At 64.2% G+C, this 26,328-nt stretch carries 27 protein-coding genes and 2 tRNA genes; 12 read left to right on the plus strand and 17 right to left on the minus strand.

The window, feature by feature from the left end; all coding sequences use genetic code 11:
- Positions 1 to 108 precede the first annotated feature (108 nt).
- From MET49242_RS05190 to ubiG, 7 genes are all read right to left on the minus strand, one after another.
- Positions 109 to 184, minus strand: a tRNA-Thr gene (locus tag MET49242_RS05190).
- Positions 185 to 221: 37 nt separating this feature from the next.
- Positions 222 to 1,058 carry a 23S rRNA (guanosine(2251)-2'-O)-methyltransferase RlmB gene (gene rlmB / locus MET49242_RS05195; protein WP_036287020.1) on the minus strand — a complete coding sequence of 279 codons (837 nt, stop codon included), beginning with the start codon at positions 1,056 to 1,058 and terminating at the stop codon, positions 222 to 224.
- Positions 1,055 to 1,921, minus strand: a complete 867-nt coding sequence (locus MET49242_RS05200; RefSeq protein ID WP_036281160.1) for a 4-(cytidine 5'-diphospho)-2-C-methyl-D-erythritol kinase — start codon at positions 1,919 to 1,921, stop codon at positions 1,055 to 1,057. Before MET49242_RS05200 ends, rlmB begins: the two co-directional genes overlap by 4 nt.
- A 40-nt stretch (positions 1,922 to 1,961) precedes the next feature.
- A tRNA-Gly gene (locus tag MET49242_RS05205) sits at positions 1,962 to 2,036 on the minus strand.
- A 160-nt stretch (positions 2,037 to 2,196) separates the two neighbouring features.
- Positions 2,197 to 2,364, minus strand: a complete 168-nt coding sequence (locus tag MET49242_RS25710) for a hypothetical protein (protein ID WP_192815573.1) — start codon at positions 2,362 to 2,364, stop codon at positions 2,197 to 2,199.
- 549 nt (positions 2,365 to 2,913) lie between these two features.
- Positions 2,914 to 3,600 (minus strand): invasion associated locus B family protein, encoded by a 687-nt coding sequence (locus MET49242_RS05215; protein WP_051134022.1) that lies wholly within the window; start codon positions 3,598 to 3,600, stop codon positions 2,914 to 2,916.
- Between the two features lie 50 nt (positions 3,601 to 3,650).
- A complete protein-coding gene (ubiG, locus tag MET49242_RS05220) occupies positions 3,651 to 4,424 on the minus strand; it encodes a bifunctional 2-polyprenyl-6-hydroxyphenol methylase/3-demethylubiquinol 3-O-methyltransferase UbiG (RefSeq protein ID WP_036281164.1) in 774 nt (257 codons plus the stop codon).
- A gap of 180 nt (positions 4,425 to 4,604) precedes the next feature.
- Here ubiG and MET49242_RS05225 point away from each other — a divergent pair, with 180 nt between their 5' ends.
- Positions 4,605 to 5,837: an aspartate kinase gene (locus MET49242_RS05225; RefSeq protein ID WP_036281166.1), complete on the plus strand. Its 1,233-nt coding sequence runs from the start codon at positions 4,605 to 4,607 to the stop codon at positions 5,835 to 5,837.
- Between the two features lie 91 nt (positions 5,838 to 5,928).
- Positions 5,929 to 6,360 carry a hypothetical protein gene (locus MET49242_RS05230; RefSeq protein WP_036281168.1) on the plus strand — a complete coding sequence of 144 codons (432 nt, stop codon included), beginning with the start codon at positions 5,929 to 5,931 and terminating at the stop codon, positions 6,358 to 6,360.
- Between the two features lie 39 nt (positions 6,361 to 6,399).
- Here the strand turns inward: MET49242_RS05230 and MET49242_RS05235 are convergent, their stop codons facing one another.
- Positions 6,400 to 7,404 (minus strand): DUF4424 domain-containing protein, encoded by a 1,005-nt coding sequence (locus MET49242_RS05235; protein WP_036287026.1) that lies wholly within the window; start codon positions 7,402 to 7,404, stop codon positions 6,400 to 6,402.
- A 144-nt stretch (positions 7,405 to 7,548) separates the two neighbouring features.
- On the opposite strand from MET49242_RS05235, the gene MET49242_RS05240 reads away from it, so the two are divergent.
- Entirely contained in the window at positions 7,549 to 7,932 is a 384-nt protein-coding gene (locus MET49242_RS05240; protein ID WP_036281170.1) for a hypothetical protein, read from the plus strand.
- A gap of 6 nt (positions 7,933 to 7,938) precedes the next feature.
- Here the strand turns inward: MET49242_RS05240 and murJ are convergent, their stop codons facing one another.
- Complete coding sequence (gene murJ / locus MET49242_RS05245; protein ID WP_036281172.1) at positions 7,939 to 9,474, minus strand: murein biosynthesis integral membrane protein MurJ; 1,536 nt, start codon at positions 9,472 to 9,474, stop codon at positions 7,939 to 7,941.
- A 168-nt stretch (positions 9,475 to 9,642) separates the two neighbouring features.
- On the opposite strand from murJ, the gene MET49242_RS05250 reads away from it, so the two are divergent.
- Positions 9,643 to 9,993 carry a DUF2845 domain-containing protein gene (locus MET49242_RS05250; protein WP_158497260.1) on the plus strand — a complete coding sequence of 117 codons (351 nt, stop codon included), beginning with the start codon at positions 9,643 to 9,645 and terminating at the stop codon, positions 9,991 to 9,993.
- Between the two features lie 4 nt (positions 9,994 to 9,997).
- On the opposite strand, the gene MET49242_RS05255 is transcribed toward MET49242_RS05250, so the two are convergent.
- Entirely contained in the window at positions 9,998 to 10,411 is a 414-nt protein-coding gene (locus tag MET49242_RS05255) for a hypothetical protein (protein WP_051134024.1), read from the minus strand.
- 64 nt (positions 10,412 to 10,475) lie between these two features.
- On the minus strand, positions 10,476 to 11,459 hold the full coding sequence (locus MET49242_RS05260; RefSeq protein ID WP_036281176.1) for a glycosyltransferase family 2 protein: 984 nt from the start codon (positions 11,457 to 11,459) through the stop codon (positions 10,476 to 10,478).
- Positions 11,460 to 11,527: 68 nt separating this feature from the next.
- Between MET49242_RS05260 and MET49242_RS05265 the strand changes: the two genes are divergently transcribed.
- On the plus strand, positions 11,528 to 12,391 hold the full coding sequence (locus MET49242_RS05265; protein ID WP_036281178.1) for a ChbG/HpnK family deacetylase: 864 nt from the start codon (positions 11,528 to 11,530) through the stop codon (positions 12,389 to 12,391).
- 22 nt (positions 12,392 to 12,413) lie between these two features.
- Here MET49242_RS05265 and nadC read toward each other — a convergent pair whose 3' ends face one another.
- The 4 genes from nadC to nadA all read right to left on the minus strand — a co-directional run bounded on the left by nadC (position 12,414) and on the right by nadA (position 16,561).
- Positions 12,414 to 13,265, minus strand: coding sequence for a carboxylating nicotinate-nucleotide diphosphorylase (gene nadC, locus MET49242_RS05270; RefSeq protein WP_036281180.1), 852 nt, complete (start codon positions 13,263 to 13,265; stop codon positions 12,414 to 12,416).
- Complete coding sequence (locus MET49242_RS05275; RefSeq protein WP_036281182.1) at positions 13,265 to 14,806, minus strand: L-aspartate oxidase; 1,542 nt, start codon at positions 14,804 to 14,806, stop codon at positions 13,265 to 13,267. The genes nadC and MET49242_RS05275 overlap by 1 nt, the downstream gene beginning before the upstream one ends.
- A 3-nt stretch (positions 14,807 to 14,809) precedes the next feature.
- Entirely contained in the window at positions 14,810 to 15,430 is a 621-nt protein-coding gene (locus MET49242_RS05280; RefSeq protein WP_036281184.1) for a DUF4202 domain-containing protein, read from the minus strand.
- A gap of 66 nt (positions 15,431 to 15,496) precedes the next feature.
- Positions 15,497 to 16,561 carry a quinolinate synthase NadA gene (nadA, locus tag MET49242_RS05285; RefSeq protein ID WP_051134025.1) on the minus strand — a complete coding sequence of 355 codons (1,065 nt, stop codon included), beginning with the start codon at positions 16,559 to 16,561 and terminating at the stop codon, positions 15,497 to 15,499.
- Positions 16,562 to 16,982: 421 nt separating this feature from the next.
- Between nadA and MET49242_RS23180 the strand changes: the two genes are divergently transcribed.
- Genes MET49242_RS23180 through MET49242_RS05300 form a run of 3 tightly spaced genes read left to right on the plus strand, consistent with a single transcriptional unit; the run spans position 16,983 to position 20,428 of the window.
- Positions 16,983 to 19,034, plus strand: a complete 2,052-nt coding sequence (locus MET49242_RS23180) for a bifunctional diguanylate cyclase/phosphodiesterase (RefSeq protein ID WP_158497261.1) — start codon at positions 16,983 to 16,985, stop codon at positions 19,032 to 19,034.
- 57 nt (positions 19,035 to 19,091) lie between these two features.
- On the plus strand, positions 19,092 to 20,042 hold the full coding sequence (locus tag MET49242_RS05295; RefSeq protein ID WP_036281188.1) for an aspartate carbamoyltransferase catalytic subunit: 951 nt from the start codon (positions 19,092 to 19,094) through the stop codon (positions 20,040 to 20,042).
- A gap of 41 nt (positions 20,043 to 20,083) precedes the next feature.
- On the plus strand, positions 20,084 to 20,428 hold the full coding sequence (locus MET49242_RS05300; protein ID WP_036281190.1) for a hypothetical protein: 345 nt from the start codon (positions 20,084 to 20,086) through the stop codon (positions 20,426 to 20,428).
- A 51-nt stretch (positions 20,429 to 20,479) separates the two neighbouring features.
- On the opposite strand, the gene cysK is transcribed toward MET49242_RS05300, so the two are convergent.
- Together cysK and MET49242_RS05310 are read right to left on the minus strand one after the other, a co-directional pair.
- Positions 20,480 to 21,460, minus strand: coding sequence for a cysteine synthase A (cysK, locus tag MET49242_RS05305; protein WP_036281192.1), 981 nt, complete (start codon positions 21,458 to 21,460; stop codon positions 20,480 to 20,482).
- Positions 21,461 to 21,486: 26 nt separating this feature from the next.
- On the minus strand, positions 21,487 to 22,290 hold the full coding sequence (locus MET49242_RS05310) for a sulfite exporter TauE/SafE family protein (RefSeq protein ID WP_036287035.1): 804 nt from the start codon (positions 22,288 to 22,290) through the stop codon (positions 21,487 to 21,489).
- Positions 22,291 to 22,591: 301 nt separating this feature from the next.
- Between MET49242_RS05310 and MET49242_RS05315 the strand changes: the two genes are divergently transcribed.
- The 4 genes from MET49242_RS05315 (at position 22,592) to MET49242_RS05330 (ending at position 26,278) form a co-directional block, all read left to right on the plus strand.
- The gene (locus MET49242_RS05315) at positions 22,592 to 23,065 is read left to right on the plus strand and encodes an Rrf2 family transcriptional regulator (RefSeq protein ID WP_036281194.1); all 474 of its coding nucleotides are present in this window, start codon (positions 22,592 to 22,594) and stop codon (positions 23,063 to 23,065) included.
- A gap of 65 nt (positions 23,066 to 23,130) precedes the next feature.
- Positions 23,131 to 23,847, plus strand: a complete 717-nt coding sequence (locus tag MET49242_RS05320) for a protein-L-isoaspartate O-methyltransferase (protein WP_051134027.1) — start codon at positions 23,131 to 23,133, stop codon at positions 23,845 to 23,847.
- Positions 23,848 to 23,974: 127 nt separating this feature from the next.
- A complete protein-coding gene (locus MET49242_RS05325) occupies positions 23,975 to 25,429 on the plus strand; it encodes a TolC family outer membrane protein (RefSeq protein WP_036281196.1) in 1,455 nt (484 codons plus the stop codon).
- A 138-nt stretch (positions 25,430 to 25,567) separates the two neighbouring features.
- A complete protein-coding gene (locus tag MET49242_RS05330; protein WP_036281199.1) occupies positions 25,568 to 26,278 on the plus strand; it encodes a PopZ family protein in 711 nt (236 codons plus the stop codon).
- Positions 26,279 to 26,328: the final 50 nt, after the last annotated feature.

Below are 26,328 nucleotides of genomic sequence, written 5' to 3' on the forward strand. Positions count from 1 at the left end.
GGGCTGTGAAGGGCTTCCGAAAATTCCGAGTGTTACGTCAGTGCATACATCAGCTCGGATTTACTTCGGATCAGCAGCCAAAAAACCAACCTAACTCGTTGATTTTATTGGTGCCGGTTGAGGGATTCGAACCCCCGACCTACTGATTACAAATCAGTTGCTCTACCAGCTGAGCTAAACCGGCGTCTGCGCTCTTCTAATCGTCCAAGGGCGCTGCAAGGTCAATCCTGCATCGCAATACGCAGCCGAAAATGCGCGACGCTCAGCGCCGCGGCGCAGGCGTTGGAGACGTTGAGGCTCTTGATCGGACCGGGAAGGTCCAGGCGGGCGATCGCGTCGCAGCGCTCGCGCGTGAGCCGGCGCAGGCCTTTTCCCTCGGCGCCGAGGACCAAAGCCAGCGGCTTCGGCAGCGCGATCGTCTCCAGCGGTTCTGCGCCCTCAGAATCCAGCCCGACGACGCCATAGCCGGCCCCGCGCAACTCGTCGAGCGCGCGGGCGAGGTTGACCACGGAGACGATCGTCACATGCTCCAGCGCGCCGGATGCCGCCTTGGCGAGCACGCCGGTGAACTCGGGGCTGTGCCGCTCCGTAATGATCAGCGCGTCGACTCCGAAGGCGCAGGCGGTGCGCAGAATGGCGCCGACATTGTGCGGATCGGTGATCTGGTCGAGCGCGAGGACGATCCCGCTTTTCGGCTCGATATCGCCGACGCCGGCTTCCGGCAGGGGGCGCGCCTCGAGCAGCAGGCCTTGATGCACGGCCTCGTCGCCGAGATGGCGCGAGAGGTCGCGCCCATCGACAAGACGCGGCTCGACCCCGGCCCCCCGGGCGAGGTCGGCGATTCGGGGCAGGGCGGTCTCGGTGGCGTAGAGCGCCAGCAGCTTGCGGCGGCGCGCCTTCAGCGCCTCACGAACCGCATGGGCGCCGTAGATCGTCACCACCTCCGGCGAGGGGCCGCGAAACGGAACGCGCGAGGGGTCTCCTCGCGGTCGATCCCGGACGGGCCCCGGGCGTTCGCGGCGCGGCTGGCGGTCCTTTGGCGGCGGGCGGCGGCTCATCGCAGCGCCGCCGTCTTCACCCACCATTCGGGGTGCTGGGCGCGAATCGCGCAGGCCGCCCGCGCCGCGGCCCCTGGCGCAGCGAATAGCGCGAAGCAGGTGGCGCCGGAGCCCGACATGCGCGCCAGCTTGCAGCCGCGCGCCGCGCGCAGCACTGCGAGCACATCGACGATGACAGGCGCCTGGAGGCAGGCGGCGTCTTCGAGGTCGTTGCGGCCTTTGGCGAGATTTGACCACAGCTCCCCGGCCGAAGCGCCGCACGCAATTTCAGGATGTGCAGCGCCGCCGAGTCGCTCCCCGGGCTGCAGGCCCAGGCGGGCGAAGACGGGGCGTGTCTCCACCGGGACGCCGGGATTGATGAGCACCGCCGGCAATAGCGGCAGTCGAAGAGCCTCGCCGAGCGTTTCGCCGGCGCCGCGCATCATGCGAGCCCGCGCGCCGAGGCAGACGGGCACATCGGCGCCAGTGGCGCGGGCGGCGTCATGCAGCCGGGGATCGTCGGGGGCAAGGCCATTGGCGCGGGCGAGAAGTCGCAGCGCGGCCGCCGCGTCCGATGAGCCGCCGCCGATTCCGGCCGCTACGGGCAGCCGCTTTTCGAGACGAAAGGCGCCGAGCGTCAGGCCGTCGATTCGGGCAGCGAGATTTCGGGCGGCGCGAAGGACCAGATTGTCGTTGCCGCCGCCAGCGGCAGGGGCGGTCGGACCGGAAATATCCAGCGAGAGCTCTGGGCCGGGGAGGAGCGTCAGCGTGTCCCCCGCGCCGGTGAAAGCGACGAGGCTTTCAAGCTCATGATAGCCGTCGCCCCGACGGCCGAGAATGTGGAGAGTGAGATTTATCTTCGCGGGGCAGCGCGCAACCAGCATTTACCCCGACCTCCGCTTTGGGTTATCGCGGAGCTTCATTTGGAGCGGGCGAAGGGATTCGAACCCTCGACCCCAACCTTGGCAAGGTTGTGCTCTACCCCTGAGCTACACCCGCATCCGTTTACGACGTCGTGTGTCCGTCGCGGCGTCCTTATGGCTCAAACCGATTTGGTTTGCAACAGCCTTCGGCGCTTTTTTTCAAACGAGTTCAGCGCCGTCAAAAAACAGCAACGTCCCGGGAGGGACGGCTCCCGGGACGTCGCTGTCAACCAGGATCAGTTGATCATACGAGCCGTGGAGCCCGTGTTGCCGGTGATGTTGGCGCTGTCCGGCGAAATCCACTCCGGCACCCAGGTCAACGCGACAACGACGAAGGCCGCGAAGCCCGCGACGTAGAGCAGGATTTTGCCGAGCTCGGCCGCACCGTGAACATTGTGAGCCATGTGTTCCTCCCTTTGCTTTTTTGCTGAACACAGCCCGGCTTTCGTAGCCCAGCGCTCAAAATAACGCAAATAAAAAATTGCTAATGGCGCCAAATTGTCCTGATATTTTTTGATCTGGTCTCATATTTATTCTGAAATATAAATAAACTGGACTTATTATGCTGAACAGCAAAAGCATTATATGAATTTATATACCATAAAATACGTATAGGTATTCCGCCGTCATGGAACGGCAGAGCACAAATACGAAAATAATACGGGCGACGCCGGCGGACAGCTTGGCCTCTGCCACGCCGCCGTCGCTCTCCATGATAGCAACAGGGGGAAGCCATCGTGGATGTACGGGAAATGCCGGTACGAGCCATGATCCTCAAGGACCACTGGCGCTCAAATCGGTGGTAATTTGTTTGGTCTTATGAAATTTATACTGACTGGTCCGAAGATTTGACTGCGCGCAAGACCACTGAATGCGCGGATTGATCGCGCATTGGTCCTGCGAGCGGAAGCTTGACCGGGGAGAATCGAATCGTAAAGGCGACGTGATCGCGCCTATTTACACTCCTGCGCCACGCGAGCGAGGGCGTCGGAAAGGCCCTTGAGGGAGTAGGTGTCGGTCGTCGAAGTGCCTTTGGCCGAGGAGGCCTTTACGACGAGCTTCGAGCCGCCGCGCAACGCGCCGACAAACTCTTTCTCTTTCGACTGGTCCTTGATCCAGGCGTTGTTGCCCTTGGTGATCAGCTCCCAGCCGTCGCCGTCGATGTCGGCGGAGGCTGCGGAGCCATCCTTGGTGGCGTAGCCGAGATCGATCGCAACTTCGTTGCGGACTCCTTCGCCGGGTCGGGTGGATATGAAGATGTGTGCAGCCGTGTCCTTGAGCTTGGCTTTCGGCTGCCGCTCTTTGGGTTGACCGAGGGCGTAGCAGGTCTTGTCCTTGCTGCCTTCCGCCGCATAGGCGCCCCAATCGCCATAGGAGCCGAGCTGTTCGGGCTTGGCGGCGCCCTTGTCGCCCGATTTGTCGGCCTTGCCGTTCTTACCCTTCTGGTCTTTCTTGTCGGTCTTATCCTTGGACGCGTCGGTTGCGGCTTCCTCGGTCTGCGCGGGCGCAGCCTTGGATTTGGACTCGGTCTTCGATTTCGCGAAAGCCGGGTGCGGCGCCGTGGAAAGGCTCGCGCAGGCCGCGAAGACCGCGGCGAGGGCGAAAAGGGAAAAGCGGTAGGACGACGATTCGTTGCGCATCGGCCAGAAGTTTACTGTTGACCTCCAGCGTGAACAAGACGCTTCGCGCGTCACCCCTGCTTTTTGGCGGCCATCAGGTAATTGACGTCCGTGTCGTGGCTCTTGCGCCAGCTTCGCGTGAGCGGCTGGAAGCTCATGCCCGCGCGGTCGATCTCCCGCATTCCGGCGCGGCGCAGCCAGGCGGACAATTCGTCCGGACGGATGAACTTGTTGTGGTCATGTGTGCCTTTTGGCACCCAGCCGAGCACATATTCCGCCCCGAGAATGGCGAACACGTAACTCTTCATCGTCCGGTCGATGGTGGCGAGGAACAGCAGGCCGCCCGGCCGCACCAGCCGTCCCAGCATGCCGATGAAATCCGCGGGGCCTTCGACATGCTCGATCACTTCCAGCGCGGCGACGGCGTCAAACTGCTCGCCCGTTTCGGCGAGCGCCTCAGCGGTGATGTTGCGATAGTCGATGTCCAGGCCGGATTTCTCGGCGTGACGGCTCGCGACGGCGATATTGTTCGGGGCCGGGTCGATTCCCGTCACCCGGGCGCCGAGCTCGGCCAGCGATTCGCTGAGGATCCCGCCGCCGCAGCCGATGTCGGCGATGCGCACGCCTTCGAGGGGCCGCTCGCCGGATTCATTCAGGGCCTTCGGATCATTGAGCAGGAGCCGGCGAATGTGGTCGCGGATGTAGGTCACGCGGATGGGGTTGATGTCATGCAAAATCCCCATCTTTCCGGACTTGTCCCACCACAGCTCGCCGAGGCGGTTGAACCGCGCGACATCCTCGGGATTGACGCTGGCGGAGTGGGGGGACGACGCCTCTGTAGACACGGGAACCTCTTCGAGAGCGGGAGTTTCAACTGCCCGTATAGGATAGGGCGGGCGCCGCCGTTGACAGGGGCGCGGGCGCGGTCACATATACGCCCGCTTTCAACGAATGGCGAATGACGATTAGGGCTTCTCCTCGTCAATCGCCATGCGTAATTCGCCTCCCCGTTTGTAGCGGTTCACATGTCACGCCTGGTCATGAAATTCGGCGGCACGTCCGTCGCCAATGTCGAGCGCATCCATAATGTGGCGCGCCATGTGAAGCGCGAGGTCGAGGCCGGGCGCCAGGTCGCCGTCGTCGTCTCCGCCATGGCCGGCAAGACCAATGAGCTGGTCGCGTGGTGCAAGGAGGCGTCCCCGCTCTACGACCAGCGCGAATATGACGCCGTGGTCGCCTCGGGCGAGCAGGTGACTGCGGGACTTCTCGCCATCGCCCTTCAGAAGATCGGGATACCAGCGCGCTCCTGGCAGGGCTGGCAGACGCCGATCTGCACCAACGGGACGCATGGCTCGGCGCGCATCGAATCGATCGACGGCGCGGGGATCATCGACGGATTCTCGCGCGGCGAGGTCGCCGTGGTCGCCGGCTTCCAGGGCGTCCACAAGGAGACCGGCCGCATCACCACGCTCGGCCGCGGCGGCTCGGACACGAGCGCCGTGGCGCTTGCGGCGGCCATCCACGCCGACCGCTGCGACATTTATACGGACGTCGACGGCGTCTACACGACCGACCCCCGCGTGGTGCCTAAGGCGCGTCGAATGGACCGCGTGGCCTTCGAGGAAATGCTGGAGATGGCGTCGCTCGGCGCCAAGGTTTTGCAGGTTCGCTCGGTCGAGGTGGCGATGGTGCACAAGGTGCCGACCTATGTGCGCTCCAGCTTCGACGATCCCGACAGCCCGGGCGAGGGGACGCTGATCTGCAACGAGGAGGATATTGTGGAAGCCCAGGTCGTCACAGGCATCGCCTTCTCGCGCGACGAGGCGCAGATCACATTGCGCCGCGTGGCCGACAAGCCCGGCGTCGCCGCCGCAGTCTTCATGCCGCTGGCCGAGGCGGGCATAAACGTCGACATGATCGTGCAGGTGGTCTCGGAGGACGGTATGACCGACATGACCTTCACTGTCGGCACGGCGGATTACGAACGCGCCTTCGCCATCCTCGAGAAGATCAAGGACGACATCGGCTTTTCCAGCATGGCGGGCGAGAAGGAAGTCGCCAAGGTTTCCGCCATCGGCATCGGCATGCGCAGCCATGCCGGCGTCGCCGCCCGCGCCTTCCGCGCGCTGTCGGAAAAGGGCGTGAACATCCGCGCGATCACTACCTCGGAAATCAAATTCTCCGTGCTGATCGACGAAGCCTATACCGAACTCGCCGTGCGCACGCTGCACACGCTCTACGGGCTGGACGCGGCTTAGTTAACATTAATTAGCGTGGGCGATGGTTGAAGTCGTCGCTGGCTCTCACATGTAACCGCTCCAGAGAGGCTCTCTCCTGGAGGGTTGCCACATGGAAGAGTTAGCAAGGCGCGTTGTCTATACGACGACGCTTGAACCAGCAGTCGCCAAGGCCGCCATCGGCCACGTGCTGTTGTTTCTTAGAGACGAGGTTCCCGGCGGTCACGTCGGTGAATTCATCGACAAGACGCCGCTTGCGCAGGAGTTCGTCATAGCGGCGCGCGCTTCCGGCGACGGCGGCGTGACTCAGGTAATCGAGGGCCTGACGAGCTTCATGGGCCGCGGCCGGGCCGACCTCAACATCCTCGTCGGAAAGCTGGAAAATCTCGGTCTCAAGGACGCGCAGATTGAAGGGCTGATCAAAGAGATCGTCGCGCGTTCCGATGTCCTCATCGGCGCAGAGGGCGCGGCAAAAATCCGGGAAATCCTGCCCGCGATGAGTGAGCGAATGCCCACAATGGAAGAGATGCGGCGCAGCGCCTGACCACGGTGACGCGGAAACTGACGCGGCCGAAGGGCCGCGTCATTTCCTGTTCCACCAGTCTATGATCAGAATGTCGAGGTCGCGGTCGGGCGTGAAATTCTTGCGGCGCACCTCGAAGCGAGTGGGCGAAATTTTCTTCACGCCGTCCATGCAAAAACTTACAAGCGAGTCGGCTTTACCCTTGTCGACGACAAGCCGGAAATCGCCTATCGGGCCTTTCCAGTTTGCGCCGGTCTTCAACACATAGCCAAGCCAGACCTCCGAATAGGCGCCCATATCCGTGCGCTTTGTCTTTTCGATGCGGTCGAAGCTCGCGAGCCACTCCTTGTCGATGCAATATCTGCTCAGCGTCTGGTTGAATTCTTTTTCGAGTTCCTTGTCCTTGCGCCGCCACGCGTCGAGATTGCCGCCGACGCTGCCGCCCGCGAGCGGCTTGTATTCATGCTCCACCGTCACGGTCGCATTCGCCGGGAAGGTCTGATGTCGCGTGATGGTGGTGCGCAGCGACCAGTTCGCCACCCAATTGGGGTATTCCTCGGAGCCCGTGTTTTCCATGAGGCCATCGGCGACAAGTTTCGCGACTTCCGCTTTCGGGACTTTTTTCAGCGCGTCCTCGAAATCCTTCGCGAGGCGATTGAGCGGAAGTTTCAGCGCCGTCAGTCGCGCGCTGACGTCCTTGTCCTTGAAGATCGCCTGCTCGACGGTTTCGAAGTCGATCGGCTTTCCATCAATCTTCGTCTTGAATTTTATGCCGCCTTTTTCGCTCCAGTAGCTGGTGTTTTCCGCGTCGGTCGGGGGAATGTCGGGCAGGGGGAAGGCGACGAGCGTTTCGATCGGCGCGTCGCTTTTGTTGGTAAAGCGATATTTCACGCGCACAAGGTCGCGCGAGATGAACAGGTCTTCGCTGTCCATCGAAATCGAATCGGATTTGACGAGAGTGAGACCACCCACCGCCGTCTCCGCCTCCGAGTCATTGGCGCAGGCAGGTTGGGCGCCGACGAGAGCGAAGAAAATGGCGAATGTCGTATAACATTGAGGTCGCATTGCCTGTTTCCAGATAATTCCGGCGAGGACAGTCGCCGCGATCACACATAGCTTACCGGACGTAGGGACCGGGCGCTTGATTTTCAATTTTTCCGCGGCGACAGTCGCAAAGCTCAAGAGAACAGGACCACAGGGGAGAATCACATGGATGAATTGATCGAGCGCGTTTCCGCCGCGATCGGGGTCGACGCCGAAGTCGCCAAAAGCGCGATCGGCCATGTGCTCGCCTTCCTGCAAAAGGAGCTTCCCGACGGACCGGTGGCCGAGTTCCTCGATAAGGTCGCAGGAGCGCGTGACGCCGCCAACGCGGCGACGGCGGACAGCGAGAGCGGCGGCGGCGGTTTGCTCGGCGGTCTTTTGAGCGGGGGCCTCATGGGTCTGGCCGGCAAGCTCAACGCCCTCGGGCTGGACATGGGCCAGATCCAGAAGCTCGGCCACGAAATTTTCGGCTATGCGGAGACGGTCGTCGGCAAGGAGAAAGTCCAGCAGATCGCAAATTCGATTCCGGGGCTGTCACAGTTTCTGTGACCCGGATCATCGTCGGCGTCTGAGGTTTCCAAGCCTGACGCCGACGACATGAAGGACCCCGACCAGCGCCGCGCCGTAAACAATTGCGCCTGCGCCGCCCAGCGCGATCAGCGCGACGAGATTGGCCAGCGAACCGAAATGCAGCCCCAGCGCAAGGGCCGGCGCACGGCCGTAGACGGCGACAAGGGTCAGGACCGCGCTCGCCACGAGGGTCGCCAGCAGCGTCTTGCCGAAGACCTCGTCGAAATCCATCGCGTCCCGGGCGATGGCCAGCGCGACGAGCGCGCCGAGATTGATCCACAGGCCAACCGAGGTCGCCGTCGCGAGCCCCACCGCCCCCAGCGGGCGGAACAACGCGACTTTCAGCGCGACATTCGCCGTCAGCGCGATCAGCGCGATGGTCATGGGCGTCCTGGTGTCGCCGCGCGCCTGAAAGCTCGCGCGCGCGGAGGCGATCAGCACCAGCGCCATCAGCCCGCCGCCATAGGCCGCGAGCACGTCGCCGGCGGCATAGGCGTCGGCGGCCGTGAACTTGCCGCGCATGAAAAGCCCGCTGACGATCAGCTCCGGAATCGTGTCGAAGGCGATGAAAAAGGGCGCCGCGAGCGCGATCGTGAGCGCCATGGTGCGGCTCTGCGCGCGATGGGCGCCTTCGACGTCACCGGCGGCGAGGCGGCGGCTCATCTCGGGCAGGAGCACCGTGCCCGCCGCGATGCCGATGACGCCGACGGGCAACTGGTAAAGGCGCTCGGCGTATGAAATCGACGACACGCCCCCGTCCGCGAGCATTGACGAGAGGATGGTGTCAGCAAAGACGGCGATTTGCGGACTGGCTGATCCGATCACAGCGGGGCCGAGCTTGATGAAAAAATCGCGGACCCGGCTCCAATGCGGCTTGCGTAGCCCCCTCAAGACGCCGATGCGCCGTGCGTCCCACATCAGAAGCCCCAGCTCCAGCGCGCCGGAAACGGTGACGCCCCAGCTCGCCGCATAGCCGGCGTTGGGAAACAGAAACGCCACCGCGAGCGCCGCCATGACCGTCAGATTCATCAGATTTGGCGCGAAGGCGGGAAGCGCGAAGCGCCCGCGCGCGTTGAGCGCGCCCATGTGCAGCGCGAAGAGCGTCATGAACAGAAGGTATGGGAATGTGATCCGCGTAAGATTGACCGCCAGCGCGAATTTCTCCGGGCGGTCGTCGAGGCCCGGCGCGAGCAGCATGACAAACTGTGGGGTGAAGACCCAGACGATCACCAGCAGCACGATCTGCGAGGCGAGCAGCAGCGTGTAGATCTGGCCGGCCAGTTCCTCCGCCGACTCGTCGCCCTCCTGCTCGATCGCCATGGAGTAGGACGGCACGAAAGCGGCGTTGAACGCGCCTTCGCCGAAGATGGCGCGAAAGCTGTTCGGCAGGCGCTGTGCGATGAAGAAAGCGTCCGAGACGACTCCGGCGCCCATGATCGCCGACTGCATCGCGAGCGAGAGGAAGCCCGTCACGCGCGAGAGCAGGGTGAAGCCGCCGACCGAGAGGAGATTTCGAATCATGAGGACGCTTCTAGCAAGTTAGGGTTTAATTTCTGTCGGCGAATTGTGAAGGCGCAGCTATCCAGTCGTTGCGTGTGGCCGAGGCCGGGCATAATCTCGGTTTGACTGGTTACGTCATTTCAGAGCCGAGCCATGCGGCGAGAGCGCGGCGTGTCACGGATAGGCGCCATGAAAGCCGGATTTTTTCTCGCTGCGACGCTTTTGGTTTTTCCGGGCGACGTCGCTTTTGCGATGCGGTGCGGCACGTCCCTCGTGATCGAAGGGCAATCCAAATACGAGGTGCTGCGGCTGTGCGGCGAGCCGGCGTACGCCGACAGCCGCGTCGAATATCGCTGGGCGCCGAACTGGACTGGCCCCAGACCGCTCGACGGGCCGGCGAACCATTATCCTTCGCCGGCGGTTCGGCGGCTCGTCTATGACGAATGGGTCTATAATTTCGGATACACGCAGCTGATGCCGTCGCTCATTTTCGAGAACGGCCGCCTCATCGAGATCCGGTCCCTCGGCTATGGACGATGAAGGCCTAATGTTGCGGGCAGTGCTGATAATAGCCGCCGGAGATTTCGCTCACATGTCCCGCGGCGTCGGCTGACCAGCGCACATTGCCGCTGCGTCGGCATTTGTCCCTGATGCCGGCCTGGCGGTCGTAGGTGGCCACGCGCTCGCCCGCCCGGCCCATTTTGAACCCCTGTTCGAGAAGCGCCGCCGAGACCTCTGCCTCCGTCGTGCCGGCGGGAAAACGGGCGCGAAGGCGCGTCAGGAACGCTTGCTGATCCGCTTCGTTTAGCGAATCCGGCAGGTTCTGCAGAAGCTCCGGCAGGGGAGCCTCGGCGCTCAACCAGAAGAGCCGCAGGCCAAAGGCGAGGAACAGGAAAGCGACTGCAGCGAAGGCGAAAACGAGCGCAATTCTCGTGGCGGCGGAGTTTCGCTGTGTCATGATGTGAAGCGCCCTCGATCGGTTATGGCCGTTCACCGCCATTTCGAGCCTTACGGGGCCTTTATCACCCGTCGTCGCGCGGCTCAATCGTCCCGCTCGCGCCAGTCTCGCCGCCGCCGACTTCCTCCGCCACCAGATAGAGCGGTCGCCCTTTCACCTCGTTGAAGATGCGGGCGATATACTCGCCGAGCACGCCTAGCGAAATGAGCTGTACCCCCGAGAAGAACGCAATCGACACGATGAGGGACGGGAAGCCGGGCGTGTCGACGCCGAAAAGCATGGTGCGCACGAAGTAATAGGCCGCCATCGTCAGCGCGAAGCCGGAAATCGCGAGACCAACCCATGTCCATACTTTCAGCGGGATGGAGGAGAAGGACATCAGCCCGTCCAGCGCGAAACGCACGAGCCGCGCGAAGTTGAATTTCGATTGGCCGCTGGCTCGGCTTTCCACCTCGAAAGGCACGCCGATCGATTTGAAGCCGATCCAGGCGTAAAGGCCCTTGTTGAAGCGCGCCCGTTCGCGCATCGAGAGCAGCGCGTCGACCGCCTGCCGGTCGAGCAATCGGAAGTCGCCCGCGCCGGACGGCAGGGAGACGTCGCCGAACTTCTCGAGGACATGGTAGAAAAGCTCGGTGAAAACGGTGCGCATCTTCGGGTCGGTCGCGCGATCGGCGCGCTGTCCGTAGACATTTTTGTAACCCTCGCGCCATTTCTCGACGAATTGCGCAATGACCTCCGGAGGATGCTGCAGGTCGGAGTCCATGATGACCGCCGCACGCCCGCGCGCATGGTCGAGACCTGCCGCGATCGCCACCTCCTTGCCGAAATTGCGGGAGAAGGAGAGGGCGCGGAAACGCGGTTCGGCGGCGCAGAGGGCGCGCAGTTCATCAAGGCTCTCGTCATGGGAGCCGTCATCGACGAAGATGGCCTCGAAAGTCACGCCTGCGCCTTCCAGCGCCGGGACTAGCCGCGCCCCCAGGGGGCGCAGGTTGGCGGCCTCGTTGAACACGGGAATGACGACCGATATATCGGGGCTGCGAATTGTCATAAGACTGCTTCAAACCAGAATTTCCGGGCGGAGCATAGGCGAAAACAGGGTGTGAGGAGACGGACGGCATGGCGAAAGAGCGGATCGTCGCGATCTGCGCGGACGATTACGGGCTGTCGCATGGCGTCAGCGTCGGCATTCTGAAGGCGCTGGACGCCGGCCGCCTGACGGCGGTCTCGGCGCTGGTCAACGGCCCCCGCTGGCCGGCGATGGGCCGAGAACTGGCGCGGCGCGGCCATTCGGCCGACCTCGGCCTGCATTTCAATCTCACGCTCGGCCGCCCGCTCGGGTCAATGCCGAATTTCGCGCCGACGGGAACCTTCCCGCCGGTGTCGCGGGTTATCCGCATGGCGCTGCGCGGCAAATTGCCGATGGAGGAAATCCGCGCCGAAATCGACCGGCAGTTCGACCGTTTCGAGGCTGTGCTGGAGCGCCGGCCCGACCATGTCGACGGCCATCAGCATGTGCATGTGCTTCCCGGAATACGACAGGCGCTGCTCGAAGCCATGGCGGCTCGCAAGCTCGACGGTCGAGCCTGGCTGCGCGACGCGGGCGACAGCCTGCACCGCATCGCCGCACGCGGAGCCCATGCGCGCAAGGCCCTGGCGGTCCGGACGCTGTCGGCAGGTTTCCGCCGGGCGGCGCAACGCCGAGGGTTTTCGGTGAACGAGGGTTTTGCGGGTTTCTCTGATTTCCATCCGGGCCATGATTACGCGGCGGCGTTCGAGACCTATCTGCGGGCGCCGGGGCGTCGGCATCTGATCATGTGCCATCCGGGCCACGTCGACGATGAATTGAAAGCGCAGGATCCGGTGACCATCACGCGCGAGCAGGAACTCGCCTTCCTGCTCTCGCCGCGCCTACCCCAGATGTTGGAGAAACGGCGGATGAAGCTCGGGCGGCTGAGCGAGGCGGGCAATGCGAGGGCGTGAGACTCCCGCCTCGGCGCCCTTCTCAGCTGATTTCGATATCGAGTCCCAGATCCAGCACCGGCGCTGAGTGAGTGAGGGCGCCGACGGAGATGAGGTCGACGCCTGTTTCCGCAATCGCCGCCACGGTGTACAGATTGACTCCGCCCGACGCCTCGCAGATCATGCATCCGTCGACGAGCGTTACCGCCTTACGTAAATCGTCAGCGCTCATATTGTCGAGCAGCACGGCGTCGGCGCCTTCCTGCAGCACCTCCTGCAACTGATCGAGCGTATCTACCTCGATTTCGATCTTGACCAGATGTCCGACATGCGCCTTGGCGGCGCGCAACGCCTCGACGACGCCGCCCGCGACCACGATATGATTGTCCTTTATCAGCACCGCGTCATCGAGACCAAAACGGTGATTGGCGCCTCCGCCGCAACGCACGGCGTATTTCTCGAAAGCGCGAAGAAGGGGCGTCGTCTTGCGCGTGTCGCAGATGCGGGCATTCGTGTGGGAGATACGCTTTACGTAATTCGCCGTGAGCGACGCGACGCCGGAGAGGCGTCCCAGATAATTGAGCGCCACGCGTTCTGCAGAGAGGATCGCGCGCGCGGGCCCCTCGATCCGGGCGATCACATCGCCGCGCGCGACAGTCGCCCCGTCATCGACCCATCTCTCGAATCCGACGGCGTCGTCCATCAGGCGGAAGGCCATGCGCGCGAGCGGGAGTCCAGCGATCACGCCCGCTTCGCGCGCGGCGATGAGGGCGCGAGCGCCGGCCTTGGCGGGGATCGTCGCCTGTGTCGTGACATCGCCGGCGCGGCCGAGATCCTCGGCCAGCGCGGCGCGCACGGCGTCCTCTATGAGGAGAGGCGAGAGCTCGGGCATCATCACGCGGCCTCGTCGGCAATTTTGATCGCGGCGGAGAGCGTCATTTGCGAGCGATGCGCGAATGCGGTCTCGGGCTCGGGATAGTCCGAACGGAAATGCGCGCCGCGACTCTCTCGCCGCTCCAGCGCGGCGGCGGCGATCATCACCGATGTCGTGAGCATGTTGTGAATCTCGATGTCGTTCGTGCGCGCGTTCATGCGTCGCAAAGCCTTCAACGCCCCGGTGAGCCCGGCTGCGTCGCGGATGACGCCGACATTGGCCGACATCAGATCGCGCAACTCCTCGACGATTGCGAAGTCGCGTTCGCGCGGCGCAATATCGTCGCGCTCCAAGGCGACGCGCTGGTCCAGATCGGGCAATGGCGCCGCCAGGATGTCGGCCGCGACGCGGGCGCCGAACACGATGGCCTCCAGCAATGAATTGGAGGCGAGACGGTTCGCGCCATGAACGCCCGTGGAGGCGACTTCGCCGATCGCCCAGAGGCCGTCGAGACTCGTGCGGCCGCGTGCGTCCGTCCACACGCCGCCCATGTGGTAATGGGCGGCGGGCGCGATCGGTATGGGCATGGCGACGGGGTCGATCCCGGCCGATTTACAGCTCGCGTAAACCGTGGGGAAACGCTTCGGAAAGGCCGCGCCAACGGCCGCCCGCGCATCGAGAAAGGCGCCGCGTCCCGCCCTGATGCTGGCGAAGACGCCGCGCGCCACAATATCGCGGGGCGCGAGCTCGCCGGCCGGATTTACGTCCAGCATAAAACGCCGCCCCTCGTGATCGATGATGGTCGCGCCCTCGCCGCGGAGCGCTTCCGTCGCGAGCGGCGCGGGGTCTGCGTCGATATCGATGGCGGTCGGGTGGAATTGCACGAATTCCGCGTCCGAGATCAGGGCGCCCGCGCGCGCCGCCATCGCGACGCCGACCCCGCGCGCCTCCAACGGATTCGTGGTCAGGCGGTAAAGATGGCCAAGGCCGCCGGTCGCGAGCACGAGAGCCGCGCAGGGAATGTCGCAGATGCGTCCCGAGGCGTGGCGCGCGCGCACGCCGACGATGCGGCCATTGCGGGTGATGATCTCTTGCGCGGCGTAGCCGTCGACGACCTGAATTGAAGGCGTCTTGGCGACCTGCTTTTCGAGCGTCTCCATGATGGCGCGACCCGCCGTGTCGCCCATGACCCGAACGATGCGATGACGCGAATGTGCGGCTTCCCGCGAGGGCGCAAAGGCGCCGCCTTCCTTGCGGTCGAAGGGCGTTCCCATGGCCGCGAGGTCTTCGACGCGCGCGCGGGCCTCGCGCGCCATGCCGAGCGCGATGTCGCGATCGACAATGCCGGCGCCGGCGGCGACCGTGTCATCGGCGTGGTGCTCCGGCGTGTCGCCTTCCTCGACCGCGGCCGCGATTCCGCCTTGAGCCCAGTAGGAGGAGCCGCTCGAACCTACCGGCGTCGGCGCGAGAATGGCGACGGGCGTCGGTGCGAGCTTTAGCGCGCAGAAGACGCCGGCGAGGCCGCCGCCGACGATCACGATGGGAGGAAGCTTCCCCGGCATGCGTCAGTCGATCGCGACCGCGGCGAGGCGTTCGAGCGCCGCCGCCTCGCGCGCCACCGCCGCGCCCACGAGCTTGCGCGCGCGTTCGGGCAGGGGCAGGGCAAGCGCCGCCGCGTGTCCCCTGGGCGACATTTTGCAAAGCGTCTTGCCGAGGATGTCGACGATCTTCTCGTCGTCATAGCCGTCATATTTGGCGAGGAACTCGTCGAAGTAATGTTCGAGGAAGACGACGGCCGCAACATTCTCCAGCGCCTGCGACTCGGGGTCTTTCTTCAATTGCTCCTTGCGGATGAGCGCGCCGACATGCGCGATCGCGGCGTCGTCGTATCCCTGCGCGCGCATGATGTCGCCGACGAGATTCGCGTGATGGACGCGGCAGGCGCGGCGCCAGTCGTTATAGCCGCGACGTCCTTCTGGATAATCCGAGCGCGGGACTTCCCATCGTCGCAGATGCTGGGCGCGGGCGGCGATCTTCAGCAGATCCGAGGCGTCGGGGTAGATGGCGGCGAGGCGTTCGCTCATACGTTCGGCGTAAAGGCTCTCGAACGCGCGCCCGTCCACGCGGCGTGGGTCTTCGGCATTGGCGGCGTCGATCGCCGCAATCGTCGCATCGAGCGCCGGCATGTCTGAACCCTCTCACCCGAGCCGCTGTTCGGGGCTCCCCTCTTGCAGAGAAGAGGGGATCGCTGATTACCCCAGATCGATCATGCGCTGCACGCTGCGGCGCGCGCGCTCGGCGATCGCCGGATCGACCGTCACTTCTTCGCGGATATAAAGCAGGCTGTCGAGGATCTTCGGCAGTGTGATCCGCTTCATGTGCGGGCAGAAGTTGCATGGTCTGATGAACTGCGTGCCGACCGTCTCCGCGGCGATATTGTCGGCCATGGAGCATTCGGTGACGAGCAGGACTCGCGCCGGATGCTTCGTGCGAACATAGTCGATCATCGCCGCGGTGGAGCCGGAGAAGTCCGAGACTTCCACGACCTCGCGCGGACACTCGGGATGCGCGATGACCTTCAGCCCCGGATGGTCCGCCTTGTAGTTCTGGATTTCCTCGGCCGTGAAGCGCTCATGCACTTCGCAGGCGCCTTCCCAGGCGATGATCTTCACTTTCGTCTGCGCTGCGACATTCTGCGCGAGGAATCGATCCGGAACCATGATGACGCGATCGACGCCCAGGCTCTCGACGACTTTGACCGCGTTGGACGAGGTGCAGCAGATGTCGACTTCCGCCTTCACCTCGGCGGAGGTGTTCACGTAAGCGACGATCGGCACGCCGGGATATTTCGCTCGCAGCGCGCGAACGTCGGCGCCGGTGATGGAGGCGGCGAGCGAGCAGCCGGCGTCGGCGTCGGGGATCAGCACCACCTTGTCGGGGTTCAGGATCTTGGATGTTTCGGCCATGAAGTAGACGCCGCCCTGAACGATCACGTCGGCTTCCGACTTCGCGGCGAGCTTGGCGAGTTGGAGGCTGTCGCCGATGTAATCCGAGACGCAGTGATAGATCTCCGGCGTCATGTAATTGTGCGCGAGGATCACCGCATTGCGCGTCTTCTTGATGTCATTTATCGCCTTCACGTAGGGCGCGACGAAGGGCCATTCGACGGGCGGTATGACCCTGGAGACGCGCTCGTAGAGATGCGCGGTCGCGGCCTCTACTTCCGGCGTCCATTGGAGGTCGGGACGGGGCAGGACGGGAAATCGGCCATTCGGTCCGACGCCGAGGGCGGCCGGCGGTGTGGGCGCCAGCGCCATTGCGCCGCTGCGGTCGATGGTCCGGATCGTCATCGTGGGGCCCTTTCGCTTTATGTTCAGGCCGCTTTTGATCTTATGCTCGATTTGAGCATAAGTTGGTCATATAAAATCTCCGAGGCGGATCGCCGCCCGGAGCGCTCATTTAGCTGAAGATTAACGGGGCCTTATCCAGTCCGCAACCCCAGCCTCCTGGGGGACAGATGTGCTCGCACTGAGCATATGTCAAGCGTCCAGAGTGTGTACATTATTTACGCTGTTGGCGCCGGACGTTGAACCGGCCGATTTTCAGAAGCTTGGCTTTATGAAAAAGCAATTTTTGGCGTGGGATATTTCGAGCGCATTGGCGTGCAGATTCTGCGGCAAAACGCGATTTACCGGTCCGGTCGGACGAACACACACGGGGAAGGCGGCGATAAGCTCCATGGCGATTTCATCGGTCGGATCGGGACTGCTCGCTGGTCTCAAGGAGAGGGGTCGGCGATCGGCGGAGGACGGCGCGCTCTCCCGGCTTCGCCGCTTTTTCGAGGGCGATCCTCTGGCCTTCGACCACCGCACGGTTTCTCCCGCGGTGCGCGCCAGATTTCGCGCCGAGCAGCTGAGCGATCTCGAGAAAAGCACGCCCGGCGCAATGCTGGCGTCCTGCTTCAGCGCCCTCACCTTCGCCATGTCGATGTGGGCGACGCCACAGGCCGACGAGGCTCGCGCCTGGGCCGCGTCGATCTTCATTTTGGGCGGCGTGATCTATGCTCGCCGCATGAGCGCGCCGCAAACACATCGGCGAGCGGCCTCGACGAACGGCGTCTGGCGCGCGACGGCAAACGCTCTGATGCACGCATCCCTCTGGGGCACGTTGCCGATCTTCTTCTTCGCGGAAGCGAGCCCGCCGCAGCAGTTCCTGATCGCCTGCTTCTGCTTCACGACGCTTTTCGGCGGCGGGTTTGCGCTGTCGATGATCCCTGTCTCGATGTTCGCGCACATCATTCCGATCGTCGCCGGTCTGCTCGTCGCGGTCGTCAATGCGCATAATCCGATCTTCGACGTCGCCGCCGGAGTCGTCGCAATCTACGCCGTCGTCATCATCAATGCGGCGATCAACCGCGCCGCGATGGCGGCACGTCGTTGCGCCGCAGAGGCCGCTGCCGAAGAGGGCGCGCTGCGCGACGAGCTGACGAAACTCCCGAACCGCGTGGCCTTCCGGGAGGAGCTGACCCGCGCCTTTGCGCGACACGCGCGCGTCAACGAGCGCTTCGCGCTGATGTGCTTCGATCTTGACGGATTCAAGAGCGTCAATGACAGCATGGGCCATGAGACCGGCGACGCCGTTCTCATCGAGGCCGCGCGCCGTGTCCGCGTTTCGACGCGGGAGAGCGACCTGATCGCGCGGCTGGGCGGCGACGAATTTGCGCTGATTGCGGTCGACATCCGCTCGGTGGAGGACGCCGTCTCGATCGCCGAGCGCATCCTCAACGCGTTCCGGGCTCCCTTCGAGGTCGGGGGCCGCAGCTTTTCCATCTCGGTCAGCATCGGGGTCGCCATCGCGCCGAGCGACGGCGTCGATCCGGAAAGTCTGCTGCGCAACGCGGACAACGCGATGTACGCGACGAAACAGGCGGGGCGCTGCGGCTACACATTGTTCCGCGATCGCTTCGGCTTTGTCGCCGAGCGAAATACGCTCGACGCTGAACTGGATCGCGCCTTCGCGAAAAAAGAGCTGTTCATGGTGTTCCAGCCCTTTGTGGACACCGAGACGCTCGAGACTACCGGATTTGAAGCGCTGCTGCGCTGGCGCCATCCCGCGCGCGGCGTATTGAGCGCCGGCGAAATCATTCCGCTCTTCGAGCGAGCGGGACAGATCGACATGGTCGGCGCATGGGCGCTCGAAGAATCGATGGCCATCGCCGCAACCTGGCCCGACCATCTGCGCGTCGCCGTCAATATTTCGGCGCTTCAGCTTCGCAAGCCCAATTTCGAGCAAACCGTGCTCTCCGCGCTCGCCAGGAGCGGCCTCGATCCGCGCCGGCTCGAACTGGAGCTGACGGAGACGGCGATGATCCTCGATGGCGAGAGGGCGTTCGAGATGCTCGCCTCGCTGCGGCGCCTCGGGATTCGCACGGCGCTCGACGATCTCGGCACGGGTTATTCCTCCCTCGCCAATCTCGTCGGCCTGCCGCTCGATCGCGTGAAGATCGACCGTTCATTCGTCGCCAATCTCGAAACCAATCCGATGTGCGCGTCGGTCACCAAGCTTTCGGTGGAGCTGGGGCGTTCCCTGTCGCTTGCCGTCACGGCCGAGGGCGTGGAGGACCGGCGCCAATTGGAAATGCTGCGCGCATTCGGCTGCCGCGAGGCGCAGGGCTATCTGTTCAGTCAGCCGCGGCCGGCGAGCCAGATCGCGCATCTTTTCGAGTCGTGCAGGATCACGGAGGCCCCCGCCCGAACGCCGGAGGAGCCGGTCGTGGCGCTCGCCGGCTAATCGCCGCCGCCAAATTCGAGGCTCGCGGCGGCGGGCAAAGCTGCTATAGACGGGCCCATGCAAGGCGACGCCAAACAAGTCATCTTCCCGCACCGGCATCTGCTCGGAATCGAGGGATTGTCGCGACCCGAAATCGAGACGCTGCTCGACATGGCCGAGCAGGCAGTCGAAGTCTCACGCCAGGTCGAGAAGAAGCGCTCCAATCTTCGCGGACGCACGCAGATCAACCTATTCTACGAGGCTTCGACACGCACGCAGGCGTCATTTGAAATTGCCGGGAAGCGCCTCGGCGCCGACGTCATGAACATGTCCGTCGCCCGCTCCTCGGAGTCCAAGGGCGAAACGCTTCTGGACACAGCCGTCACTCTCAACGCGATGCGGCCGGACATCATCGTCGTGCGCCACGCGCAGGCGGGGGCGGCGCATCTTCTCGCGCGCAAGGTGGACTGCTCGGTTGTCAACGCCGGCGACGGCGCGCATGAGCATCCGACGCAGGCGCTGCTGGATGCTCTCACCATCCGTCGAAACAAGGGGCGTATCGAGGGCCTGACGGTCGCGATCTGCGGCGACATACTCCATTCGCGCGTCGCGCGCTCGAACATCCTGCTGCTCTCGGCTCTGGGCGCGCGGCTACGGGTCGTCGGTCCCTCGACGCTCGCGCCCGACAGCCTGTCGCGTCTCGGCGTCGAGGTATTCCACGACATGCGCCGGGGGTTGGACAGCGTCGACATCGTCATGATGCTGCGCCTGCAACGCGAGCGCATGGCCGGCGCGCTGGCGCCGAGCGCGCGCGAATATTTCCATTTCTTCGGTCTCGACGAAGAGAAATTGCGCTACGCCGCGCCGGACGCGCTGGTCATGCATCCGGGGCCAATGAACCGCGGCGTCGAGATTGATTCCGTCGTGGCCGACAGTACGCGGTCGCTCATTCGCGAGCAGGTCGAAATGGGCGTCGCGGTGCGCATGGCTGTTCTGGAGGCTCTCGCGCAGCACCTCCCGAACGTGTAAGATCGTCGAAAAACCGGTCTTAGACCTTCAAGGGGTGTGGAATGCTCAAACTGATCCGCTTCATCGGACTCGTCTCCCAGTCGATCTTCATTCAGTTCGTCCACTTTTTCGGGCTGGTGGCCTTCCTGACCGCGGCGGCGACCGGATACTTCCGCCTGCCGTCATGGACCGTGCCGATCAACGCTGTTGTCTTTGGGGTGCTGGCTGACAAGTTCATCGACGAAAGCGCCGTGACGAGCCTGCTCGAAAAGGCCGCATCGGCCAATCAGCGCGGCGGATTTCTGATCGTCGTCTATTTCGTGATCACCGCCGTCGGCTACATCGTCGGCGCCTACGGACGCTACTATCTTCGCAACAAATCTCCGGTCGCGGCCGGGAAAAAATAATCGCGTTGAAAACATCGGCCGGGCCGCCTTATGGCCCGGCCGTAATTTGTTTCACAAACCTTCGAACAGCGCCGTCGACAGATAGCGCTCGGCGAAGGACGGAATGATCAGAACGATATTTTTTCCTTCCGCCTCGGGCCGCGCCGCGATCTCGAGCGCCGCCGCGACCGCCGCGCCGGACGAAATGCCGACCGGAATGCCTTCGATTCTCGCGAGAAGGCGGGCCGTGTCGAACGCTGTCTGATTCCCGATTGTCACGATTTCGTCGATCACGCCGCGGTCCAGCACGGGCGGCACGAAGCCCGCGCCGATGCCCTGAATCTTGTGCGGTCCCGGCGGACGCCCGGACAGCACCGCAGAATCTTCCGGCTCGACCGCGACGACGCGCAGGCCCGGCTTGCGCTGTTTCAGCACCTGGCCAACGCCCGTGATGGTGCCGCCGGTGCCGACGCCCGAGACGAAATAATCGACCTTGCCCTCGGTGTCGTTCCAGATTTCCTCGGCCGTGGTCAGGCGGTGGATTTCCGGATTGGCGGGGTTCTCGAATTGCTGTGGAATGATCGCGCCGGGAGTCTCGCCGGCAAGTTCGGACGCCTTTGCCAAGGCGCCCTTCATGCCTTGAGAGGCGGGGGTCAGGACCAGTTCGGCGCCCAGAAGCGCCAGCATCTTGCGGCGCTCGATGGACATGGATTCGGGCATGACCAGAATCAGCCGGTAGCCCCGCGCCGCCGCGACAAAGGCCAGCGCGATGCCGGTATTGCCGGAAGTGGGTTCAATCAGCACCGTCTTGCCGGGCGCAATCTTGCCGCTCTTTTCGAGCGACTCGATCATGCTGACGCCGATGCGGTCCTTGACGCTGGAAATCGGATTGAAGAATTCGAGCTTGGCGAGGAGATTGGCCTTGACGCCTTTCTCTTTCGCCAGCCGGTCGAGCCGGACAATCGGCGTGTCGCCAATGGTCTGGGTAATGGAGTTATATATGCGGCCGCGCCCGGGTTTGGCGGGCGGCGTGAAACTGGTCTCGTTCGACATGAGTCGCTCCTCCGGCTTGCGCCGTCTTATATCGACAGTTTGAGTCCGACCACAGCCATCATGGTCGCAAGCACGGGGCGCAGGAAGCGGTCGGGAACTCTTGCAGCCAGATGGCTGCCGATGGCGATGCCCGGCAGAGATCCGATCAGCAGCGAAAACAGCAAAAGCCAGTTGACGCCGCCCATCATCCAGTGGCCGAAGCCAGCGACAAGCGTCAGCGGCACGGCATGGGCAATGTCCGATCCCACCAACCGGACGGTCTGCACGCGCGGATAGAGCGCCAGGAGCACCGTCATGCCCAGCGCGCCGGCGCCGACGGACGAGATCGAGACGATGACGCCGAGAAAGGCGCCAAGAGCGATGGTCAGCCAGCAGGTCTGGAGATCGCTGAGCCCGTCGGTGTGGCGGGCGATGTGATCGAGAATCCAGCGGCGGAACAGGATCGCGACGGCCGTCAGCAGAAGGGCGAAGCCGAGCGCCGAGGTGATGAGGCCGTTGGCGGCGTGGCCGGCGCTCTTGCCCATCCAGGCGAGAGTGAGCAGCGTGACGATCGTCGCGGGAATGCTGCCATAGGCGAGACGCCGCGTGATGCGCCAGTCGACCGTGCCGTTCAGGGCGTGAACGAGCGTGCCGTTGCTCTTGGTGATCGCCGCATAAAGGAGATCAGTGCCGACGGCGGTGGCCGGCGCGATGCCGAAGAAGAGCATCAGGATCGGGGTCATCAGAGCCCCGCCGCCGACGCCTGTGAAACCCACCAGGGCCCCGACGACAAATCCCGAAAGAGAATAGAGGGGATTGAAGGTGTGCAGCGCATCGAAAATTGAGGTCATGTGCTGAACTCCATCCGTGCCCGTATCCAGATCAGCGCCGCAACGCGACGAGGCGCGCTCTTTAAACGCCATCCGATAATCACCAAGTCTATTAAAATAGTCAACTACCCAGGGCTGGCGATGTCCCCGGCCGCCGCCCGCCGGGCGGATCCAGGCGGGAGGCGGCCGCTCGATCCTGTGGAAAAACCGCCCTATCTGAGTTAATCGAACATGCCAATGGAGTTGATGGATTAGGTTCTCGTAGCCGAATCGACGAAATTCTCCTCCTGCGCGCCCGACTTTTCGGAAGGTTCTCGAGCGGATGCTCACCAAGAAAGCCAAATACGGCCTGAAAGCGATGGTGCATCTTGCGGGCGTCGAGCCCGGGCAGACGGCGCTCGTCGCCGACATCGCCACAGCCAACCAGATCCCCAAGAAATTCCTCGATGCGATTCTCGGGGAACTGCGCAACGCCGGTTTCGTTCATTCCAAGAAAGGCAAGGGCGGGGGCTACATGCTGGCGCGCCTGCCCTCTGAAATCAGCGTCGGCAATCTCGTGCGGGCGCTTGATGGCCCCCTTGCGCCGATCCAATGCGCGAGCAAGACGATTTACCGCCGTTGCGACGACTGCGTCGACGAGAAGCATTGCTCGGTGCGCCTCGTCATGATGGAGGCGCGCGACGCCATCGCCAAGGTGCTCGACAACACCTCACTCGAACGGATGCGCCTGCTCGGTCAGGCCGGTCAGGCGATCGTGCTCGCGGGCGATGGACATGGCGTGACCGCGAACCTATAAAGCGCCGGCCGGCTCTTGCGCCGGAGAATTCCCGAAAAGAAGGCCGGCGCGACGCCGGAAAGCGAATGTCCGAAGCAGCGGTGGCGCCGGCGCGGCGCGAGGCGGAGCAGGGGGTAGCGACGGCGGAGTTGCGCCGCACGATGGTCGATCGGCAGCTGCGCCCCTACGACGTGACCGACGTTCCGCTCATCGAGCAATTCCTTGCCGTCCCGCGCGAATTGTTCCTGCCCGAGAGCCAGTCTGCGCTGGCCTACTCCGACCTCGCCGTGACGGTGAAGGGCGCGGGCGGCCGCAAGCGCAGCCTTTTGCCGCCGCTGGTGCTCGCCCGCCTGCTTCAGGGCGCTGCGCCCCGGCCGGGCGAGAAGGCGCTCGACATCGGCGGCGCCGGCTATTCCGCGGCGATTCTGTCCGGCCTCGTCGGCGAGGTGGTGGCGCTCGAGAGCGATCCGGAACTTGCCGCCCGCGCCCGCGCCGGCCTTTCGGCGCTCGGCGCCGGCAATGTTCGGGTTGAGACCAGCCCGCTCGAAAAAGGCGTTCCGGCGGCGGGGCCTTTCGATATGATATTCGTCCACGGACGGGTCGAAAGCGGTCTCGACGCGCTCTTCGCTCAGTTGACGCCGAACGGCCGCCTGCTCGCGATCGTGACGCCTGAGCCGGGCGCCGGCCAGCAGATCGTTCGATTCGAGCGGCAGGACGGGCGCGCCGCCGGCCAGCTCCCGCTCCTCAGCGCCAATGCGCCAGTCCTCGAAGGTTTCGAAAAGGCGCCGGCTTTCGCATTCTGACGCCGCCTTTTCGCCAAATCGCGTTCCTAGCGTTCTGTATCTGCGTGATCGTTTCGATTCGCCGTTCCGTGCGGCGTTCGAGTTTTCGTGCGACGCCTCGCGTCGGAACGACGGAGGGACATCGGATATGGACTGGGCGGCCTCGAGGCGGCGTGCGGCCGGTCTTTTGTCCACGACTCGCATTTTCGCTCTCGCGCTCGCCTTTTCGGGCGCGAGCATTTGTCCTGCGTTTGCGGAGAGCCTTCTTTCCGCTCTGGCGCGGGCCTATGACGGCAATCCGGATCTGAATCAGAGCCGCGCCAGCGTCCGGGTGCGGGACGAGGACGCGCCCAAGGCGCTCGCGGGGCTTCGGCCGAAAGCCAGCATCACCGCCTCGGCGGGGCCGCAGCATGCGCGGATCAAGATCCCCTTCGGCGCCGACAATCAGCAGGCGGGGGCCTCCGGCGGCGGCAATTTCAGCGACGTCTACACCGGCTATCCGCGCGGCGCGACGCTGAACGTCTCGCAGACCGTGTTCGACGGCGGCCGCACGGAAAATTCGGTGCGGCAGGCGGAGTCCGGCGTCTTCTCCGCGCGCGCGACAATGCGGCTCACCGAGCAGGCGATCCTTCAGAACGGCGCCACGGCATACATGAATGTGCTGCGCGACACGGCGGTTCTGGCGCTGCGCAAGAGCAATATCGCGGTGCTCGAGGAGCAGCTGAAGCAGACCCGCGACCGCTTCCAGGTGGGGGAGGTCACGCGCACCGACGTGGCGCAGGCGGAGGCTTCGCTCGCGCAGGCGCGTTCGGAGTTTTACGGGGCGCAGGCGCTGCTGAAGACGAGCGTCGCCAATTATCGCCAGATCATCGGCAATGAGCCGAAGAATCTGGAGCCCGGCCGCTCGCTGGAGCCGCTGCTGCCGAAGTCGCTCAACGACGCCATCACGATTGCGCTCGCCGAACATCCGGGCGTGGCGGCGGCGCTGCATCAGGTGGATGTGGCGGAGCTCGCGGTGAAGGTGGCGGAGGGGGCGCTGGCGCCGTCGCTGTCGGTGAACGCGCAGCTGTCGAACCAGTATGATTCGTTTCTTGGCCTGCCGGGATCGCGGCAGTTCTCGGCCGCGGCGAGCGGGCAATTGAACATCCCGCTCTATCAGGGCGGGGCCGAATACGCCTCGATCCGTCAGGCGAAGGAGCAGCTGGGCCAGGCGCGGCTCAACGCCGATCTGCAGCGCGACAGCGTGCGGGCGAGCGTGGTGTCGAGCTATGGCCTGCTGGAGACGGCGAAGGCGTCGATCATCTCGGGACAGGCGGCGGTGAAGGCGGCGGAGACGGCGCTCGCCGGCGTGCGCGAGGAGGCGAAGGTCGGGCAGCGGACGACGCTCGACGTGCTGAACGCGCAGCAGGCGTTGCTGAACGCGCGGGTGCAGCTGGTGACGTCGCAGCGCGACCGGGTGGTGGCGTCCTATGCGGCGCTGGGCGCGATCGGCAGATTGTCGGCGCGCGAGCTCAATCTCAATGTCGCGCTCTACGACCCCGGAGTCCATTTCGAGCAGGTCAAGACAAAATGGTTCGGAACCCAGACCCCGGACGGGCGGTAGCCGTATTCGATGGATGACATCGACCTGCGAAAGGTGTGGAATTCGGCTTGGGCGAGTTGATTCGCATCAGATGCGCGGTCACACATGAGGCGTTAGCCAGGACATGACCGTCGGCGCAAACCAGAAGAAGACCAATCCATGAGCGCAGCGAACGCTACTGCACCTTCTCCCTCTCTCGAAGAAGAGATGCGCGCGCACGAGCCCTCCATGGAGGAAATCCTCGCGTCGATTCGTCGGATCATCGCCGACGACGACAGCCTGCCGGGAGTGCGTCGCGAGAGGGAAAGCCCGCGCCGCGTCCGCGAGCCTGAAGAAGCTGCGCCGGCCGTCGAGCCGCCGTCGGCCCAGAGCGCCTATCCCGCTCCGGCGCTCGATCGGCGTGAGGCGCAGGTCGCCACGCCCGTCGCGGAGCCCCACGCCGAGGAGGCGGCGGCGATCGAGGAGCCCGTCGAACGCGAGGCCACGCCCGTCGCCGAGATTCGTCAGCTGCGGGTCAATCGCGTGACGGAGGAGGCGCCCGTCGCCGACTACGACGCTGCCGAGCCGGAAGAAGACTACGACAATTCGCCCGAGGTCGGGGAGACTTACGCGCGGTCGGCTGACGAGACCTACGTCGTCGCGGAGAATGACGCGCCGCTCATGTCGCCCGACGCAGCCTCGTCGATCGCGTCGCATTTTCAGGCGCTGGCGGCGAGCATGGTCATCAATGACAGCGGGCTTCTGCACAAATATGCGCAGGAAATGCTTCGGCCGATGCTCAAGCAATGGCTCGACGACAATCTGCCTGTGATTGTCGAACGTCTCGTCCGCGCCGAGATCGAGCGGGTTGCGCGCGGCGGTCGCCGCTGATCTCCAGAAATTGCGCGCTTTCACAGCTCGTTAACGCCGCCTACACCAAG

Origin of the sequence: Methylocystis sp. ATCC 49242 (assembly GCF_000188155.2) — a bacterium.
Classification (GTDB): Bacteria; Pseudomonadota; Alphaproteobacteria; order Rhizobiales; family Beijerinckiaceae; genus Methylocystis.